The following is a 16,867-nucleotide window of genomic DNA, read 5'->3' on the forward strand; positions in this document are numbered from 1 at the left end:
GCTCCCGGCGGCCGGGAACGGGGTTGAAGGACGGGTGGTGACACAGATGACGTACGAGGCGATCGACGGGTTCCGGATCAATCTGAACGACCGCGGAGTTCACTATGTATTTGACAGCTTTCTCGACATTCTGCTGCAGTTGCTGGCTTATCGCGACCACTACACCTACCAGCATTCGCTGCGGGTGGCCGCGCTGTCGTGCCGTATCGGCGAGCGCCTGGGGCTGGCTGAGGACGAGATTCTGGCGCTTGAGCACGGCGGCCTGATTCATGACATCGGCAAACTGTCGATTCCCGACGATGTGCTGCTCAAGCCGGGCCGGTTTTCTCCCGTCGACCGCTGTATCATGAACAGCCATTCGCTCATTGGCGCACGGCTGTTCGAGAATCGCGGCATTGACGAACGCATTGTCGAGATCATTCTGCGCCACCACGAACGGCTCGATGGCAGTGGCTATCCCGAGGGCCTTGGCGCGACCGGGCTTTCCATTTTTCCGCGGATCGTGGCGGCGGCCGATGTCTACGAGGCGCTCACGGCCCGACGGCCCTACAAGCCCGATCGCAGTTCGGCCGAAGCCCTCGACCTGCTGTGGCTCGATGTCCGTGACGGCAAACTTGACGGCGCCGTCGTTGAAGCCCTGGCGACGGAGGTGCGCGACTGGAATCCCCTGACGGTTCAGGGTCACAACCCGGTCGAGGATCTGGTCCGGCTGGAGGATTTTCGCCAGACCTGCTATTTCCGTGAGCCCCTCAGCCAGTTTTACAGCTACCGCTACCTGTTTTCCTTCGACCAGAATCGCCAGACACCCCTCAGTGCCGCGCCCTATGCCTTGTTCGCGCTGTGTTTCAAGCACCTGAAACGGCACAACCAGCAAAGAGGCTATCTGGAAATGGATGAGATTCTGTGCGCCATCGGCGAACGGCTGCAGGAGCGCATCGCCGCGCGGGTCGATTTGAGCCCCCGGCAACAGGAACCCCCGCTGCTGTTTCTGAAAAAGGGCGCCGACTACATTATTTACAATCGCTTCGATCGCCAGCGCTGCCGCCTGCTGCGGCGGCTGGTCGCTGACTGTATCAACGAGGCCGATGTTCGCTGGGGCCTGGAATGCGAATGCCGCCACCGCCATTTCGATGCCGGCGAACCCTTCGCCCTGGCTCTCGATCTGCTTTTTGCCGCCGAGGTGAACAGTGATTGCACCCGCCCTGACACCACCTGAAAAAATCGTTGCACCGCAAACCTGCTTCCATGTCTGGCGCCTAGGCATGACCGGCCGGACGGCCCTGGTCATCGCCCTGCTGGTTGTGCTGCCGCAGGCCTTCATTGCCTGGCTGATTGAAACCGGCAGCCTGCCGCCCGGTAAAAACTACTTCTTCACCGTTCCGCTTCTTGTCGCCATCCTCATCCTGCCGCTGGCCCGCTGCCTGGCCTATTTCCTCGTCAATCGCGATCTGCAGGTGGTCAACCGCTTCTGTCAGGAAATCCAGCAGGGCAACTACGGGGTACGGTTCGACCTGCCCAACGAGGGGGAAGACGAGGACGCCTTCATCGTGCTGCAACGCAATCTCTCGCGCATGAGCCGCGATCTGTCCCTGCGCCGGGAGGCGACATTCCAGCACTTCCGCGCCATGGCGGAAGAGGCCAGTACCGATCCCCTTACCGGTCTCTACAACCGCCGCTTTCTCGAACAGCTGTACGGCCGCTGCGGTCCCGGCTTCTGCGCCGAAGGCGCACAGATCAGTGCCCTCTGCATTGACTGCGACCGCTTCAAACAGGTCAACGACAGCCTTGGCCACCATGTCGGCGACCGGTTGCTGCGCGATCTGGCACAGTGCATTCTCGGCGCCATCCGCGAGGGCCGCGACATTCCCCTGCGTCTTGGCGGCGACGAATTCGCCGTGCTGCTGCCACACGCCAATCTTGATCAGGCGGAAAAGATCGCTCACCGCATCCGCCAGCTGTACCACCAGGTCAAGGTGCCCATGACCTCCCTGTCCATCGGTATTGCCGCCACGGCCTGCCAGCCCGGCAGCTGCCGCGAGCGACTCGATGCCCTGATCCGCGCCGCCGATGCCCAGGCCTATCAGGTCAAAAGGCGTGGCGGCGACGGTGTCGCCCGCCCGGCCGCCGAAGCGCTGGACTGAGCAGGGCTGTCACCAGCAAAACAGGCCCAGACTGATCAGCAGCGGAAACAGCAGCGTCAGCTGCCAGTCGCGTTTTGTCAGCCGTCGGCTGGCGGGTTCACGCACCAGCAGCCAGGCCAGCACCAGCCCGCAGATCACCACCAGCCCCGGCACGAAGCACTCGCCGATCTGGGCCAGCAGCAGGGCCAGCCACAGTCCCGCCGGGGCCAGGTGCAGGCGCGGCCGCCAGCCGGGCAGCGGCAGTGTCGGGCCGGGGCGCAGCTCCAGCCGCGCCAGGGCGGCGCCGAGCAGGGCCACCACAAAGGCGTCGGTCACGCCGAACAGAGGCAGGGGCAGCGGCGTCCCCGGCAGCAGCGCCTTGACCAGCAGGCCATCGGCCAAAGGCGGTGGTCCCTGGCGGCCGGTCTGGTAATAGGTGCCAATCTGCTCGACGGCGATGGCCGTCGGTCCCTTGCGGATGCTGCACAGATCGGCCCAGGCGGCCACCACGCACACTGGCGCCAGCTCGGCCGGCCGCCGCAGGCCACGGGCCGTCAATTGTCCCAGCAACGCCGCCGCCAGCAGAAGCAGGCCGGAATGCAGCAGCGCCGCCAGCGGGCCGGGGCCGCCGTCCGGCCGGATCAGCAGGCCGGGCAGCAGCAGGGCCAGGCTCGCCACCAGCAGCCAGCGCTGCCGGCCGTCGCCCCGGATTTCAAGGGAGCGCAGGGCGTCGGCCAGCCGCGTCGTCAGGGTCAGCAGCAGGGCCGCCAGCAGCACCAGGGTTGCCGTGCCGCCCGACCAGGGCAGCTGGCCGAACAACCAGCCGCCCAGGGGCACAAGTGCCAGCAACAGCAGAACTCTAAGCATGAGGTTTCCTTTCCCGGCCGTCGCCGCCCGGAAAGGGCCGCTGGCGCTGGCTGGACTGTCAGACGATGGCCGCGACACCACCGTGGCCGAGGTTTCGCGCCGCCGGCGAGCATAGCGGAAAAAAACGCCCGTTTTCGTGACCTGGATCACAAGAAGACCGCCGAAATCTCCGTCCGACGCATGAATAGCTGCGTGATTCCATGATGTTGCAACTTTTTTGGGCAATGTGCAGGAAAAATGCATGTCTGTGCTTCTGGTCACATTTTTTATCTGCTGGCTGGGTTACAGTGCCTGACGTGACAGGGATTGTCAGCCACGACGGATGGGGCCGGTGCCCTCCAGCGCCCAGGTGAATCCCCAGACCCGATTCGCAAAGCCAGGGCCATGTGATGATACTGATAATGCTATTCAGTATCTTGTAAAAGCTGAAACACGCAGCTGGCCTGCATTGGTCGCCATGTTCAGAGAAGGAGGACGTTTTCCGTGCTCAGCCAGTTGCCCCGCGATGACCGCCTCGATCCGGTCAAGACCAAGCTCAACGATCTGGTGGAAGAGGTTTTCAGGCATGACGGTTACGGCCGTATCGAGGTGGATATGCGCTTTCTGCGTCGTGGCCAGAAGGAAATCATCCTGCGCTGCGGTAAGGAGTACCGCTTCGTGGTGGATTTTGTGGAAGAGGCGTGAACAGCGCCGGAGGCTAAGTGAAAAAACGCCCTCTCGCCAGCGGTGACCAGGGCAGCGAGCAGATCACGGCCGCGGGTGCGGCCAGCCTGTCGCGGCGGAGCGCCGGAAGGAGATGTGCACAGGCGCACAAACAGGAAAAACGGACGCGCAGTTTCCAGCCAAACCCGTCGCGAGGCGGGGGCGGAAAACCACGGATCCCCCAGGGATGGCCGGGTTGCCGGAAGCCGGACGAACAGACCAATCCGGGCCTGACCGGGCGGACCCCGCAAGCGGGGCGCGAAGGCGGGCAATCCGCCGACAACGGCAACGAAAGGGGAAGGAAAATGAAACATTCGAGGTTACGTCGCTTGCTGAACCAGCTGCTGCCGGCCCTGCGCCGCCCGCGCCTGGCCGCCCAGCAGGGCTTCACCCTGCTGGAAATCCTGGTGGTGCTCACCATCATGGGCTTCCTCATCGCCATGGTGGCGCCGCGCCTGTCCGGCATCACCAGCGGCGCCGGCGGCACCGTGTGCGACAGCAACAAGGGGCGGGGCCGCGATTACGTCGCGGGTTTTTATGAGAAGTACAACCGCTATCCCAACAAGCTGACCAACCTGGTCATGGACGACGCTGCTGTTGCGATGGGCACTGCGGGCAAGTTCCAGATTGTACCGGTTGACGATCAGGACCCCGAAACCAAAGCCGAGGTCATCAAATACGAGCAGGCCAGCGCCTTCCGTCATCTGGTGCATCATCTCAATGCCGCCGAAGCCAAGGAGCTGATCGGCCTGGGCATCACCCATCTGGTCAACCTCAACGACTACACTGGCCTGGCGGACAACGGCTCGGGCGGCTATCAGGCGGCCACGGGCCGTGATGCCAGCGGCCCCGGCCGGCTGGGCAACTGGCGTCCTGTCAATGCCATCGCCACACCAGCGCCCCTGCGTGAGGTGGTGAAGGTGCAGGAGGGCCTCGGCGTGGCCATGTCCGGCTGCGGCGCGGTTGATCCGGCGGCCAACACGTTCTTCTTTACCCAGGGCGAGCGCAACTGGGGCATGGAAGACACCTTCGGCCGCATTGTCCTGACCATTGGGCCGGACAGTGAACTGGTGGAAAAGGGCATGATCACCAAGGCCGGCACCGCGCCCGGCGGCCAGCGCAACAGCGATCTGTACACCTTTGACGAATATGCCGTCATCCTGCCGCGTCTTGAAGCCACCAGCGCCCGTCTGACTGATTCCGCCGCCACCTTTGCTGCCTGCTGGGGTAGTGGCACGACAAACGCGAACACTCTCAAGAACGTGACCAAGTTCATCTGGCCCAAGGGCCAGGGTCCGGCCGAGGGTAGCGCGGGCTGGACCGCCAGTGGTTACACCATTGCCACCAACCTGATGAATCTGGCTGTCCGGCAGCAGGTTGACCTGACGGCGGCGCAGGAGCCCTGGCAGTTCATGAAGCAGCGCGATCAGGGTGGCGACCAGTACGGTTACAACCTCAACGGCAACCCATACTTGCAGTAACAGCAAGGACGCGGCGAGCCGCGCCGCAACGGAAGGGATGAACCCGATACCGGCCCGCCGCAAAGGCGCGGCGGGCCGACAACACAACAGCAGGAGAGGAGGTGTCACGGGCCGTACGGGCCGCCAAGCGGTCCGCCTGTCGCGGCAGGGCGCCGGAAGGGAACAAGGCAGTCTTTCCGATCAAGCCTAACCCGTCGCGAGGCGGGGGCGGAAAACCACGGATCCCTCGGGGATGGCCGGGTCGCCGGAACAAGAAAAGGTCGATAGCCAGGTCGTAACTGCTTCGTGGCAGACCCTCGGGCGGGGTTGTCGCGCAACACCCACGTATCCTTCAGGGAGAATGAACACAATGAAAGCTGTTCTGCTGAAAAAACTGCGCCGTCTGCAGGCGCAACAGGGTTTTACCCTGCTCGAAATCCTCGTCGTGCTCACCATCATGGGCTTTTTGATCGCCATGGTCGCCCCGCGTCTGGCCGGCATCTCCGGCGGCGCCGTCGATACCGTCTGCGACAGCAACCAGAACCGCATGGTCAGCTATCTGGGGGCCTATTTTGAAAAGACCAACCGCTTCCCGGACAAACTGACCAACCTGGTGTCGGAACTGGCAACGGCTGACACCTATACCATCCCCGCGGTTTCCGATGACGATCCGGAAAACGGGCCGGAAACCCTGGCTTCCGAGTTCATGGGCCGCAACCACTTCCGCATTCACTATCTGAATGCCAAGGAAGTTGCCGAACTCAAGGGCATGGGCATCGTCAACCTGTTCAACCTGAATGCCTATGAGTGGATGGACGATGCTGGCACTCTCAAGGCGGGTTATGACGCTGCTGGTACCAACCCGACCGAAGTGGCGTTCACAGCCATTACCGCTGCTGACCAAAAACCCTCCATGGAGCAGGTTGCTCTGAAAACTGCCGCCACAACTGGTGACGTTCTGGACAACCCCATTGCCGTGGCCATGGTCGGCATGGGCGTTGCTTCCAATGCCGATGCCGCTTTCGCAGTCGCTGACGAAGAGCGCGGTTGGGGTGAGCCGGACTTCCTTGGCCGCATCGTGCTGGGCATGGGTCCGGAATCGGGCCTGATCACCGCCGGCATCATCAGCAACGCCGCCCATTGCCCCGGCGGCATCCAGAATGCCGACAACGTCACCTACAACGACTACAACGTTGTGCTGCCCCGCCTGGCCTCTACTGTTGACCGCATGACGTCGACGAATCTGCCCGCTACCGCGATTGCTACTCCAAAAGCGCTGAAAGCCGCTGCTTATGACGACGAGCCCGCAGCTTCTTACAACATTGTCGATCAAACAACGAATACGGACAACTTGAACCTGCGTACCCGCACCTTCGACATCACCGCAGCTCAGGAATCCTACCAGTACGCCACCCAGTGCCCCGAGGGCCATATGTATCCCGAGGATGACGGCGAGTTCTGGGGTATCGACCTGCTTAACGACAACACCATCTAATCAGCCCGGCTGATGTTTCACCCCCGGCGGGGGCACTGCAGTGCCCCCGCCATTTTCCGGCCGGTTCGTGGCTTGAGGGCGGCGCTTGGGTGCGCAAGGGTCGCCCCCAGATCATGAAAAGCAGGGATACCGAAGGTGTCAGCCGTCCCGCCCGTGCGTCGTGGGGCCGGGGCTGGCCTTCAATGCGGACGGGGCCGGCGGCCCCTGTTCGAAAAAGGGCGCGGGCTGGCCCGGGGAGTGCGAATGAACGAGCAGAGTGTGCAGCAGAGGGAACAACAACGCGAGCAACAGCGGGAACCGATGACCTGGCCGGTGCAATCGGCTGTCGCGCGTGGCCGTGCCGGTAGCCCGGCGGAAACCGTGCCGGCGCGGACGGAAGCGCGGCTGGTGGCCGCCCCCGGCTGGGAGCCGGCGCGGTTGCGGCCGGATGGCAGTCGCCGGCTGGGGGAAGCGGTCGGCTGCGCGCGGGGGGCCGTGCCGCGCCAGATCGGCCATGAGGGCGCGACGGCGCAACGGGCCGAGCTGCTGGTGGCCGGGCCGGAGGTGGAGGCCTCGGCCGGCCAGCTGCTGGTGACGCGCAACCGCGATCTGACCGCGCGGGAAATTCCGCTGCGCTTTGTGCTGGAAAAGGCGGTCTGGAAATTCGGCAAGTTGCGCCTGTGGGGTTCGGTGCGCAATCCGGCGGCGCAGCCCTATGGCTGCGTCAGGGTGGTGTTCACCGCGCGCGACCTGGAGGGCCGTTTTCTCGGCCGCAAGGCCTGGTTTGTCGATCCCTGGCATGTCGGTTGCGGTCAGGTGGGCTATATCGAGGACTATTTCGTCGATTGTGAAGGTCGCCGGCCGGCAACCATCGAGTACGCCGTGCAGGGCGAAAGACGCTGACAGCCGCTGGTGGCGGTCGCGGGCGGAAATCGACCATGAAGGAATTCCTGCTTATCGGGTCGTCCTGGCCCCGGCAGCGCCAGGCGGTGGGGCAGGCCGGCTTCACCCTGCTGGAGGTGTTGCTGGTGCTGTTTGTCCTCGGCCTGATGGCCGCCATGGTGCTGCCGGCCATTGGCGGACTGGATAACCGCGCCCGTGCCGAGATCACCCGCGCCAACATGGCGCTGCTGCGCAACGCCATTGTCGGGCCGGCGGATCGTTTTGACGCCGAGGGCCGGCCGCTGGTGGGCGGCTATGTCGGCGATCTGCACCGCTGGCCCGATCTGTGGGAGCCGCGCGCGGAAATCCGCCCCAGCGCCAGTGTCTCCGGCTGGGACAGCCCGGCGAGCATGACGCCCGGTCTGGGTCAGGGGCCGGACTACCGGATGGACGAGAATCTGGTCTTCTTCCGTCCATCCGGCAGTTTCAAGGCCAGGCGCTGGCACTGGCAGCGGCCCTACCGGCGGCTTTACGACGACACGACCAATAACGCCGATCATATCGGCGGGCTGGAAACGGAAAACGAGGGCCAGCCGCGCGGCCTGTGGACACGCTATCCCGAGGATCTGCCGTTTGATATCGGCGCCGGCGCCAGCCCGCACCGGGCGCCGGGGTTTGACCTGGGGCCGAACTGGAAAGGGCCGTACATCAACCCGCCGCTGGATGGGTTGCTGGCCGATGCCGACCATCTGGCGACCAGCGATGCCGATTACGCGGCATTGGAGCCGCGCTGGCACAGCAGTGGCGCCCATGCCAACCACGAAACCTGGGAGGATGGCGACTACCTCCCCGCGCCAGCGGAGCCTGGCGAGTTCTTTGACGACAAGGAATCTTTTCGGCTGTTGCAAAATGATGGCCGCCTTGTCGATGGCTGGGGCCGGGCGCTGCGTTTCTTCATCACCGCCGACCCGGACGCTGCCGGTGAAACCCTGTTCTGGATTCTGTCGGAAGGGCCGGATCGAGCGGCTGAATACCCGAACAAGGGCACCTGTGCCAGCCATGCCTGGACACCGGACGCGAACGACATCATGAGTCAGGGCTACGACCCCGAGGCCGCTGTCAATCAGGATAACATTGTCATGAAACTGAGCTCGCGCGACTGGCGCGCCCTGCTGGCGCAGGAGAATCGCCGCAAGAGCGAGGCCACCGCCGCCCTGTTGCAGCGGCTGCGGCAGGCCCTCATCGGCGCGGCGCCGACGGGTTTCAACAGTGGCTTTACCGCGCATCTGGAGCGCTGGCCCCGGCTGTTTCGCTGGGAGTCTGCCGCTTCGGACTGGGACGATCAGGAGGGTGCGACGGCCTACAGCGTCGGTCAGCCGCGCGAACTGTGGACGGCGACACCCACCGCCGACAGCAGTGACGATCTGGCTCCTCAGGGCTGGGGTCTGGGCTGGCAGCGTGCCTATCTGGACGCGCCGGCCGGCGCGGGGGCCGATCAGCAATTGCGCGATGCCTGGGGTCGCGAGCTGCTGCTGTTTCATGACGCCGGCGGGAATGCGCTGCTGCTCCTCTCGCGCGGGGCGGACGGGCTTTATGCTTTCGGTAGTACGGTCGATGGCGCGGGGCAGGAGCCGGCCAATGCCACGGAGGATTTCGATCTGGACGCCTATGATCCGGTTACCCCCTCCAATCAGGACAATGTGGTGTTGCGGCTCGACGCCGTTCTGTGGCGGCCGGGGTATTTTCTCCTGCCCCGCGTGACCCTGTTCAATATCGATCCGGCTACCTGCCGCGCGACCTTCCACCGCAGCGCGGCGCTGGTGGATGGGGTGGACCGGCTGAAGGCGGGTGTCGATGGGGTGGTGACCGACGCCGATGGCGATGGCGCGGCGGATGACTGGGTGATTGGCGACGGCACGGCGGTGAACCCGGCCTTTGCCTGCAGTGACCTGAGCAGTCATCAAGGCGCCAGCGGCGCGCGCTATCTGCTGTTGTGGCACGACGCCGACGACAATGGCGAACTCGACAGCGGCGAGCCCTGCCAGGCGCTGATCTATCCCCTGTTGCCGCTGGCCGGGACCGGGGTGCAGCCGGCGTTGACCCTGGATGCGAGCGTGGATTTTCATGCGGCGCCCTGATCTGTCCCGGCTGAAGCCGAAGTGGCTGCAGGCCGGATTGGCGCGTCTTGGCGGGCTGCTGCCGGCCACCCCTGTGCTGGCGGTGGAGGTGACCAGCGAGCGGTTGCTGGGGGCGGTGGTGCGTGGCCGTGGCCGCCAGATCGAGCTGGTCGATTTCGCCGCGCTGGAGCGGCGCCAGGCCGGCGAGGATCTGCCGGATATCGAGGATCTCAGGGTGCTGGTCCAGCGCCTCAACTATGCGGGTCAGGCTCTGGTGTTGAGCACGCCGCTGGCGCGCAGCGTGCAGATGGCGGTGAACGCCCAACGGGTGCGCAGTCTGACGCCTTACCGGCTGGCCGAGTCGCTGCGCTGGGAGGTGGAGCCCTACACCGGCATCGGTGGGATGCAGGCCCTGGTGGCCGTCGAGCCGGTTGCGCGCGGTGAGGATCTGGCTCTGGCGCTGGAGCAGGGCCAGGATGTGGATGTGCAGCTGGCGGTGATGGAGCGCAACGCCCTGTTGGCCCTCAAGCGCCTGTGCCGTCGGGCCGGTTTGCGGCTGCGGCGGGTCTATCCGCCGGACAGCTGTTTCTATGTGCCGGTGGCGGGAGATGAAGGGGCCCAGGCGGTGCTGGATGTCGGCGCCGATTTTTCCAGCTTTGTGGTGCTGCAGGGGCGTCAGCCGCTGCAGATCGCGACCTATCCGGTCGGGCTGGAGGTGCTGCGTGAACTGGTGCGCGGCGAGGCGGTGGCCGAGGTGGAACAGTCGCTGCGCTATCTGCTGCAGCAGGTGCCGGCGCCGGCGCCTCTGCTGATAACCGGCGCCGGGGCGCAGGACGCCGGGGTGCTGGCCTGGCTGGACGGGCAGAGCCCGACGGGGGCTCAATCCCTGGCGCTGCGGCGTGTCGGCCGGCTGACCAGTGCCGCCCACGATGGCCAGAATGCCCTGTTCGCCACGGCCGTGGGCGCGGCCTGGCGCGAACTGGGCGGCCGACGCTGGCGTCAGGCGGGACTGACCGATGTGCCGCCGCTGGTGGTGCGGTTGCGCGACAGCGCCTATCTGATGCCGTTGGTGGTGGCGGCGCTGCTGGCGGTGACCCTGTTTGGTCATTACGAGTGGATGGTGCTGCAGAAACGGCGCTATGACGCCCGCATTGTGGAACTGGGGCGCGAGGTGGCCCAGCGCAAGGACAAGGACGCCGAATACAAGAAGAAGAAGACTGAGAGCGAAGCGCTGACAGAGGAAATCACGCTGTTCAAAAAGCGCATCGCCTTTGTCGAGGGGGGCTCCGATGGCAACCTGCAGCGTCAGTTGGATGTGCTGCTGGCCCTGGCGCTGGTGCCGGAAAACACCGCGCTGAGTCAGTTGGAACAGTTGCCCGACGGCCAGTTTCGGCTGGAGGGGCTGACGGGCCGGCCCGACAGCCTGAGCCGTTTTGCCCTGGCGTTGCAGCGTCAGCCCTGGTGCGCCCAGGTGGTGGTGGAAAGCCTTGAGCAGGGCAGCGGTGGCTTCGACTTTCGTCTGCGGCTGGAGCCTGCCGATGCGTAAGCTGACCAAGCTGGAAAAGTTCGGACTGGTGGCGGCGGTGCTGGTGGGCGGCTCTTATTCGTACATGCAGAAGGTGTATGACCCCCAGGCGGCGGCGCTGAAGAAGACCATCGCCAAGCTCAACAGCACGGTGCAGGAATATAACGCCCTGAGCGACCCGCCCTCGCTGTTGCCGCTGACCAAGACACTGGAAAAGCAGACGGCCGAACGCGACGCCCTGCGCGAGCAGCTCACCCTGGCCGGTGGTCGTACCGGCACGGCGGATGAGGTGGTGCAGCTGCTCGATCGGGTGAACGGGCTGGCGGTGGAGGCGGGCCTGACCGTGGTGCATCTGCAGCCCAGGGACCGGGTGACGGGGCCGTTGTACGACTGGGACTGCTTCGATCTGCAACTGCGGGGCGACCATGCCCGGCTGCTGTATTTTCTGCAGCGGCTGATTGACCTGCCGCAGCCTGTCGAGGTGCGCCAGTTGAAGATCGAGCGGGAAAATGATGCGGGCGGGCGGGTGCGGATTTCGGCCCAGCTGTTGTTCTAGCCAGGGAGATGTTGACGGGATGAAACCCATGGAAACGAAAAGCGGTGTCCGCCGCTGCGGCGCTGGGGTGCTGGCGCTGGTGCTGGCGCTGGGGCCGGCCTGGGCGGCGCAGGACGTGCGGCCGGTGCTGCCGGCCGCGCCGGCCGAAACGGCCGACAGGGCTGTGGCGGCACCCGTGGCGGCTGACAAGGGTGCCGTGCCACCGCGTCCCGACGCAAGCGGTCGCAATCCTTTTGCCGTGGTCGAGGAGGCCATGGTGCCGCCGGACTACGATCTGGCGGCCAGCCTAGTCCGCCTTTCGGCCCTGGTGGCGGTGGCGGAGGGGTGCAGCGCCCTGCTGCTGCTGCTGCCGGATGACGCCGCTGCCACCGATGGGCGGGGCGGGCGTTATCAGCGGGTGCTCTCCGGTGACTGGCTGAATCTGCGGATGGCAGGGCGAGACTACATCTTCCGGGTGACGGTAACGCAGAGCGAGGTCAGCCTGCTGGCGGAGTCGGGCGCGAAATATGGGCTGACGCTATGAAGGGGGCGCCTGTCCGTGGGCTGGCCCTGTTGTTGACCCTGGTGCCCGCCATGCTGCTGGCCCTGTCGTTGACGGGTTGTGCCGGTTCCGCCGCCGCGCCGGAACGCTTTGTGCCGGATGGCCACCTGCTGATGGAGGCGGCGGCGGGAACGGCACGGGATTTCGCCGCAGCTGAGCCGCTGGCGGAAATCGCGCCGGAAGAGCCGCTGGTGAAGGTGTTGCAGGGCACTGCGCTGGACGCGCGCGCGGCCGGCGCACTGCTGGCCGGCGAGGCTGAAGCGCCGCCGGTGGCGGCGCTGGACCGGCGGGTGAATCTGCTGCAGTTGCGGGAAACGCCGCTGGAGCAGGTGGTGTTTCTGCTCAATGCCCTGTGCGAGGCCAATCTTGTTGTCACGCCGGAAGCCGCTCGCCGGGTGGTGAGCATCGAGCTGCGGCGGGTGAGTCTGCGGGCCGCCATCGAGGCCATCTGCCGCTTGCAGGATCTGTGGTATCGCGAGCGCGGCGGCATCGTCACCCTGATGACCAGTGCCGAATATGCCCGCGAAGTGGTGGTGCATCGTCATGACTACAGCCGCGCTTTCACCTTGCGCTACACCAATGCCACCGATCTGGCGCGGCTGCTGCAGGCGGTGATGGGCGGTCAGGTGCTTTTTGCCGATATCGGTTCGGAACAGGTGTACGGCCATGTGCTGGCCGAGGGTGCGGCCGGCGGTGGTGGCGGCGCGGCCACGGCGGTCGGTACGGCGATTCTCGAAGAGGCCGACAAGCAGCACCAGGCGGTGCTGCAGGTTCTTGGTGATGGTCTGGCCGATGAGCTGCAGCTGGCCGAGCGGCTGGGCAAAAAGGCTTCGGCGGTGGTGACGGTGTTCAAGCGCAACAACATGATTCTGGCCCGCTCGCTGGATGAACGGGTGCTCGACGAGATCGGCCGCCTGCTGGCGACCCTCGACACGCCGACCAATCAGGTGCTGCTGGAAATCAGCATTTTGCAGGTCACGCTCAACGATGGGTACGAGAGTTTTTTCAAGATTGATTTTCCCGGCAACAGCAAGCTGTCCCTCGGCAGCCTGCCCAGTTCGACCGGCTCGGGCGACAGCACCCTGGCGGTGCTGATGGGCAATGCCAACATTCAGGCGCGCATGCGCTTTTTCGCCGAGGAAAACCGCATGAACGTGCTGGCCACGCCCTACCTGATGAGCGCCAACAACAGCACGGTGGAGTTCTTTGTCGGCGAGGAGACGCCGCTGCGTGACGACGTGACCAGCAAGACCCTTTACGACGACGAGGGCAACCCGACCACCACCCTGTATGAAATGACCATCAACCGCGAAGAACTGGGCACGGATCTGGAGATTTCCTCCTTCATCAACGACGACGGCACCATCACCATGGATTTCAACGCCGAGATCTCGACGCCCAATCTGGGCGTGACCGAGATCACCGTGGTGGATGAGAACACCGGCACGGCGCAATCCTTTCCCCTTGATGGCGTGAACAAGAGCGAGCTGACCTCGATGATCACGGCGGCACCGGGCGAGACCCTGGCCATTGGCGGCATCATCCGCGAGCAGTTGGAGAAGACGGAAAACAAGGTGCCGCTGCTGGGCGATCTGCCCTATCTCGGCCTGCTGTTCAAGGAGCTGGCCGACACCAAGACCAAGACCGAGACCGTGATTCTGCTGACGCCGCATCTGATTCGTCATCCGCGCCAGGCCACCGAGGTGAGCCGCGAATTTCTTGACCGGCGCAGTTCACATCCGCGGTTCGAGCGCCAGCAGGAGAATCTGCTCAACTACCCGGTGCGTGGCGCGGCCGGCGCGGCGGTGCCATGAATCCGCCGCTGGACATGGCGGCACCGCAGTTTCAGGTGACGCGGCCGCAGCCGGGCAGCCTGGCCGGCCTGCTGCAGCTCATGCGTGACGAGGGCGCGTCGGATCTGCACCTGTCGGCGTATATGGCGCCGGCGCTGCGGGTCAAGGGCGCCATGCGCTTTTATGCCTGCTCGCCGCTGCGACCGGATCAGGTGGAACAGCTGCTGGACGAGATTCTCTCCAGTCGCCACAAGAAGCTGCTGGACGAGAACCATTCGGCCGACCTGGGCATCGAACTGGCGGGGCTGGGCCGTTTTCGCGTGGCGGTTTATTTTCAGCGCGGCGTGCTGTGCGCCGCCTTCCGCCTGCTGGCCGATGGCATGCCGTCGTTCGCCGAGCTGAAGCTGCCGGAGAGCCTGGCCGGTCTGCCGGGCTTCCGTGACGGGCTGGTGCTGATTACCGGCTCGACCGGCTCGGGCAAGTCAACCACCCTGGCCACCATCGTGGACGAAATCAATCGTACCAGTGCGCGCACCATCATCACCATCGAAGACCCCGTCGAGTACATGCATGCCAGTCGCAAAAGCGTGGTGTTCCAGCGTGAATTGCACCGCGACGTGGGCTCCTTTGCCTCGGCCATGCGCGATGCCCTGCGCAGCGACCCCGACGTGATCCTGGTGGGCGAGATGCGTGACCTGGAAACCATCCGCACGGCCATCACGGCGGCGGAAACGGGCCATCTGGTGTTTTCCACGCTGCATTCGCGTGACGCCACCTCGACGGTCAACCGCATGGTGGGGGCGTTTCCGGCCGAGGAGCAGGGCCAGATTCGCCAGCAGCTGTCCACCTCGCTGCGGGCGGTGGTGTCCCAGCGGTTGCTGCCGGCGCAGAAGGGCGGCGGCCGGGTGCCGGCGGTGGAGGTGATGTTCGTCAATAACGGCATCGCCAACCTGATCCGCCTGGGCAAGGACGAGATGATCTATTCCGCTATTGAAACGGGACTGCGGGAGGGCATGCAGACCATGGAGCAGTCGCTGATCTACCAGGTGCGCAATGGCGCCATCGATCTGGAAACGGCATTGCAGGCGGCGCGGCGGCCCGATCTGCTGCGCCAGCGGCTGGCCCTGGGGCAGAAAGGAGGGTTCTGATGCGGCAGCAACCGGAACGTCTGGGTGAGTTTCTGGTGCGGCGTGGCGTGTTGGCCCGTGAGGCGGTCTCGGCCATTCTGGAGGAACAGCGGCGCACGCGTGATCCCTTCGGCCAGATTGCCGTGCGGCGTGGCTATCTCGACGAGGAGAGCCTGACCGAGCAGCTGGCCGGCTTCACCCAGATTCCGCTGCTGCAGCGCGAGGGCATTACCGAGGATGCCGATCTGATCGCGCGGGTGCCGCGCGCCATGGCGGAGAAGCTGGGCGTGGTGCCGCTGGGGCGCGGCGAGCGACAGGAACTGGTCTGCGCCTGCAACGGTCCGCTGCCCATGGCGGCGTTGCAGTCGCTGAGCAAACTGGTCAACCGGCCGGTCAAGTTGCAACTGGTGCCGGCCTCGCTGCTGGGCAAGATGCGTTCGGAAGCGTCATTGCGGGATCTGGATACCCGCATTCAGATCCGCGACGCCGACGCCATGGCCGAGGACGTTCATTTTGTCGCCGAGGTGCTGGAAAAGCTGTTGCTGCGGGCGGTGCGGCTGGATGCCTCCGACCTGCATCTGGAGCCCGGCCGGGTGGAGCTGCTGGTGCGCATCCGCGTGGATGGCATGTTGCAGATCACCGAGCGCCTGCCGCTGCAACTGCAGGACAAGCTGGTATCGCGCATCAAGGTGCTGGCCGAACTGGATATCGCGGAAAAACGCATGCCGCAGGATGGCGCTTTTTTCTTTCGCCCGGAGCATGTCCATCTGCCGTTTTCCGGCATCAATATCCGCGTTTCCAGCCTGCCGGTGGTTTACGGCGAGAAGGTGGTCATGCGACTGCTGCCGAGCAATGAGTCGGCCATCGGCGTCGGTGAACTGGGCATGGCGGCTGCCACGCTGGAGGTTTTCAAGCGCATGGCGTCGCGCCCTCACGGCATGGTGCTGGTAACCGGGCCGACGGGCAGCGGCAAGTCCACCACCCTGTATGGCCTGATGCAGATGCTGCGTTCGGAAACCACCAACATCACCACCCTGGAGGATCCGGTGGAGCTGAAGCTGCCGGGCATCAACCAGACCCAGATTGTCGCCGGGCCCAAGATCAGCTTTGCCGGGGCGCTGCGTTCCATTCTGCGGCAGGATCCCGACGTGATCATGGTGGGCGAGATTCGTGACCGGGCCACCATCGAGGTCGCGTTGCAGGCGGCGATCACTGGCCATCTGGTCTTGACCACCCTGCACACCAACGATGCGCCATCGTCCTTCACCCGCCTTGTCGATATGGGGGCGGAATCCTTTCTGGTGGCGACATCGGTGCTGGGGATTCTGGCCCAACGGCTGGTGCGGCGGGTCTGCCCACTGTGCCGCCGGGGCCGGCCGGTCTCGCTGGCGGAGCTGCGGTTGCTGGGGCTGGAAACCACGGAGGTCGAAGGTGCTTTCGCGATCCAGCGCGGCGAGGGTTGCGATCATTGCCGGGGCACGGGCTATACCGGCCGCGTTGGTCTGTTTGAACTGCTGGAAATGGATGAGACCCTCAAGCAGATGGTGGCCGAGCGTGAACCGGCCGAGCGCTTGCGGCGCCATGCGCGGGAGCAGCTGGGCTTTCGCACCCTGTTCGAGGATGGCGTGGAAAAGGTGCGGCAGGGGATGACGACGCCGGAGGAAATCCTGCGCGTGACCATGAACTGAGACGGGAACGACACG

The 16,867-nt window shown here is 65.1% G+C and carries 14 protein-coding genes and 2 riboswitches; of the genes, 13 read left to right on the forward strand and 1 reads right to left on the reverse strand.

Annotated elements, in window-relative coordinates:
- Positions 1-46: 46 nt before the first annotated feature.
- Together BLR80_RS00475 and BLR80_RS00480 are read left to right on the forward strand one after the other, a co-directional pair.
- Positions 47-1,216 (forward strand): HD-GYP domain-containing protein, encoded by a 1,170-nt coding sequence (locus BLR80_RS00475; RefSeq protein ID WP_092075255.1) that lies wholly within the window; start codon positions 47-49, stop codon positions 1,214-1,216.
- A gap of 46 nt (positions 1,217-1,262) precedes the next feature.
- Positions 1,263-2,141 (forward strand): GGDEF domain-containing protein, encoded by an 879-nt coding sequence (locus tag BLR80_RS00480; protein WP_092075256.1) that lies wholly within the window; start codon positions 1,263-1,265, stop codon positions 2,139-2,141.
- Between the two features lie 9 nt (positions 2,142-2,150).
- Here the strand turns inward: BLR80_RS00480 and BLR80_RS00485 are convergent, their stop codons facing one another.
- Positions 2,151-2,987, reverse strand: a complete 837-nt coding sequence (locus BLR80_RS00485) for a hypothetical protein (RefSeq protein WP_092075257.1) — start codon at positions 2,985-2,987, stop codon at positions 2,151-2,153.
- A 483-nt stretch (positions 2,988-3,470) separates the two neighbouring features.
- On the opposite strand from BLR80_RS00485, the gene BLR80_RS00490 reads away from it, so the two are divergent.
- The 11 genes from BLR80_RS00490 to BLR80_RS00540 all read left to right on the forward strand — a co-directional run bounded on the left by BLR80_RS00490 (position 3,471) and on the right by BLR80_RS00540 (position 16,852).
- On the forward strand, positions 3,471-3,671 hold the full coding sequence (locus BLR80_RS00490; protein ID WP_245691263.1) for a hypothetical protein: 201 nt from the start codon (positions 3,471-3,473) through the stop codon (positions 3,669-3,671).
- 147 nt (positions 3,672-3,818) lie between these two features.
- Positions 3,819-3,893, forward strand: a riboswitch (cyclic di-GMP riboswitch).
- Positions 3,894-3,994: 101 nt separating this feature from the next.
- Entirely contained in the window at positions 3,995-5,170 is a 1,176-nt protein-coding gene (locus BLR80_RS00495; protein ID WP_092075258.1) for a type II secretion system protein, read from the forward strand.
- Between the two features lie 174 nt (positions 5,171-5,344).
- A riboswitch (cyclic di-GMP riboswitch) is annotated at positions 5,345-5,419 on the forward strand.
- Between the two features lie 100 nt (positions 5,420-5,519).
- Entirely contained in the window at positions 5,520-6,644 is a 1,125-nt protein-coding gene (locus BLR80_RS00500) for a type II secretion system protein (protein ID WP_092075259.1), read from the forward strand.
- 243 nt (positions 6,645-6,887) lie between these two features.
- Positions 6,888-7,526 carry a hypothetical protein gene (locus tag BLR80_RS00505; protein ID WP_092075260.1) on the forward strand — a complete coding sequence of 213 codons (639 nt, stop codon included), beginning with the start codon at positions 6,888-6,890 and terminating at the stop codon, positions 7,524-7,526.
- Positions 7,527-7,561: 35 nt separating this feature from the next.
- The gene (locus BLR80_RS00510; protein WP_092075261.1) at positions 7,562-9,643 is read left to right on the forward strand and encodes a prepilin-type N-terminal cleavage/methylation domain-containing protein; all 2,082 of its coding nucleotides are present in this window, start codon (positions 7,562-7,564) and stop codon (positions 9,641-9,643) included.
- Positions 9,630-11,168 (forward strand): hypothetical protein, encoded by a 1,539-nt coding sequence (locus BLR80_RS00515; RefSeq protein WP_092075262.1) that lies wholly within the window; start codon positions 9,630-9,632, stop codon positions 11,166-11,168. The genes BLR80_RS00510 and BLR80_RS00515 overlap by 14 nt, the downstream gene beginning before the upstream one ends.
- A complete protein-coding gene (gene pilO / locus BLR80_RS00520) occupies positions 11,161-11,703 on the forward strand; it encodes a type 4a pilus biogenesis protein PilO (protein WP_092075263.1) in 543 nt (180 codons plus the stop codon). Before BLR80_RS00515 ends, pilO begins: the two co-directional genes overlap by 8 nt.
- A 28-nt stretch (positions 11,704-11,731) precedes the next feature.
- Positions 11,732-12,226 (forward strand): hypothetical protein, encoded by a 495-nt coding sequence (locus BLR80_RS12615; protein ID WP_171906254.1) that lies wholly within the window; start codon positions 11,732-11,734, stop codon positions 12,224-12,226.
- Positions 12,223-14,058: a type II secretion system protein GspD gene (locus tag BLR80_RS00530; protein ID WP_092075265.1), complete on the forward strand. Its 1,836-nt coding sequence runs from the start codon at positions 12,223-12,225 to the stop codon at positions 14,056-14,058. Before BLR80_RS12615 ends, BLR80_RS00530 begins: the two co-directional genes overlap by 4 nt.
- On the forward strand, positions 14,055-15,185 hold the full coding sequence (locus tag BLR80_RS00535; RefSeq protein WP_245691265.1) for a type IV pilus twitching motility protein PilT: 1,131 nt from the start codon (positions 14,055-14,057) through the stop codon (positions 15,183-15,185). Before BLR80_RS00530 ends, BLR80_RS00535 begins: the two co-directional genes overlap by 4 nt.
- Complete coding sequence (locus BLR80_RS00540; RefSeq protein WP_092075266.1) at positions 15,185-16,852, forward strand: GspE/PulE family protein; 1,668 nt, start codon at positions 15,185-15,187, stop codon at positions 16,850-16,852. The genes BLR80_RS00535 and BLR80_RS00540 overlap by 1 nt, the downstream gene beginning before the upstream one ends.
- Positions 16,853-16,867 lie beyond the last annotated feature (15 nt).

Source organism: Desulfuromonas thiophila (assembly GCF_900101955.1).
In the GTDB taxonomy this organism is placed as follows: domain Bacteria; phylum Desulfobacterota; class Desulfuromonadia; order Desulfuromonadales; family Desulfuromonadaceae; genus Pseudodesulfuromonas; species Pseudodesulfuromonas thiophila.

What these genes read in the sequence shown, in the direction of transcription:
- BLR80_RS00540 (WP_092075266.1), top strand. Translation starts at nt 15,185, where the DNA reads ATGCGGCAGCAACCGGAACGTCTGGGTGAGTTTCTGGTGCGGCGTGGC.
- pilO (WP_092075263.1), top strand. Translation starts at nt 11,161, where the DNA reads ATGCGTAAGCTGACCAAGCTGGAAAAGTTCGGACTGGTGGCGGCGGTG.
- BLR80_RS00475 (WP_092075255.1), top strand. Translation starts at nt 47, where the DNA reads ATGACGTACGAGGCGATCGACGGGTTCCGGATCAATCTGAACGACCGC.
- BLR80_RS12615 (WP_171906254.1), top strand. Translation starts at nt 11,732, where the DNA reads ATGGAAACGAAAAGCGGTGTCCGCCGCTGCGGCGCTGGGGTGCTGGCG.
- BLR80_RS00505 (WP_092075260.1), top strand. Translation starts at nt 6,888, where the DNA reads ATGAACGAGCAGAGTGTGCAGCAGAGGGAACAACAACGCGAGCAACAG.
- BLR80_RS00510 (WP_092075261.1), top strand. Translation starts at nt 7,562, where the DNA reads ATGAAGGAATTCCTGCTTATCGGGTCGTCCTGGCCCCGGCAGCGCCAG.
- BLR80_RS00500 (WP_092075259.1), top strand. Translation starts at nt 5,520, where the DNA reads ATGAAAGCTGTTCTGCTGAAAAAACTGCGCCGTCTGCAGGCGCAACAG.
- BLR80_RS00485 (WP_092075257.1), bottom strand. Translation starts at nt 2,987, where the DNA reads ATGCTTAGAGTTCTGCTGTTGCTGGCACTTGTGCCCCTGGGCGGCTGG.
- BLR80_RS00480 (WP_092075256.1), top strand. Translation starts at nt 1,263, where the DNA reads ATGACCGGCCGGACGGCCCTGGTCATCGCCCTGCTGGTTGTGCTGCCG.
- BLR80_RS00535 (WP_245691265.1), top strand. Translation starts at nt 14,055, where the DNA reads ATGAATCCGCCGCTGGACATGGCGGCACCGCAGTTTCAGGTGACGCGG.
- BLR80_RS00530 (WP_092075265.1), top strand. Translation starts at nt 12,223, where the DNA reads ATGAAGGGGGCGCCTGTCCGTGGGCTGGCCCTGTTGTTGACCCTGGTG.
- BLR80_RS00495 (WP_092075258.1), top strand. Translation starts at nt 3,995, where the DNA reads ATGAAACATTCGAGGTTACGTCGCTTGCTGAACCAGCTGCTGCCGGCC.
- BLR80_RS00515 (WP_092075262.1), top strand. Translation starts at nt 9,630, where the DNA reads ATGCGGCGCCCTGATCTGTCCCGGCTGAAGCCGAAGTGGCTGCAGGCC.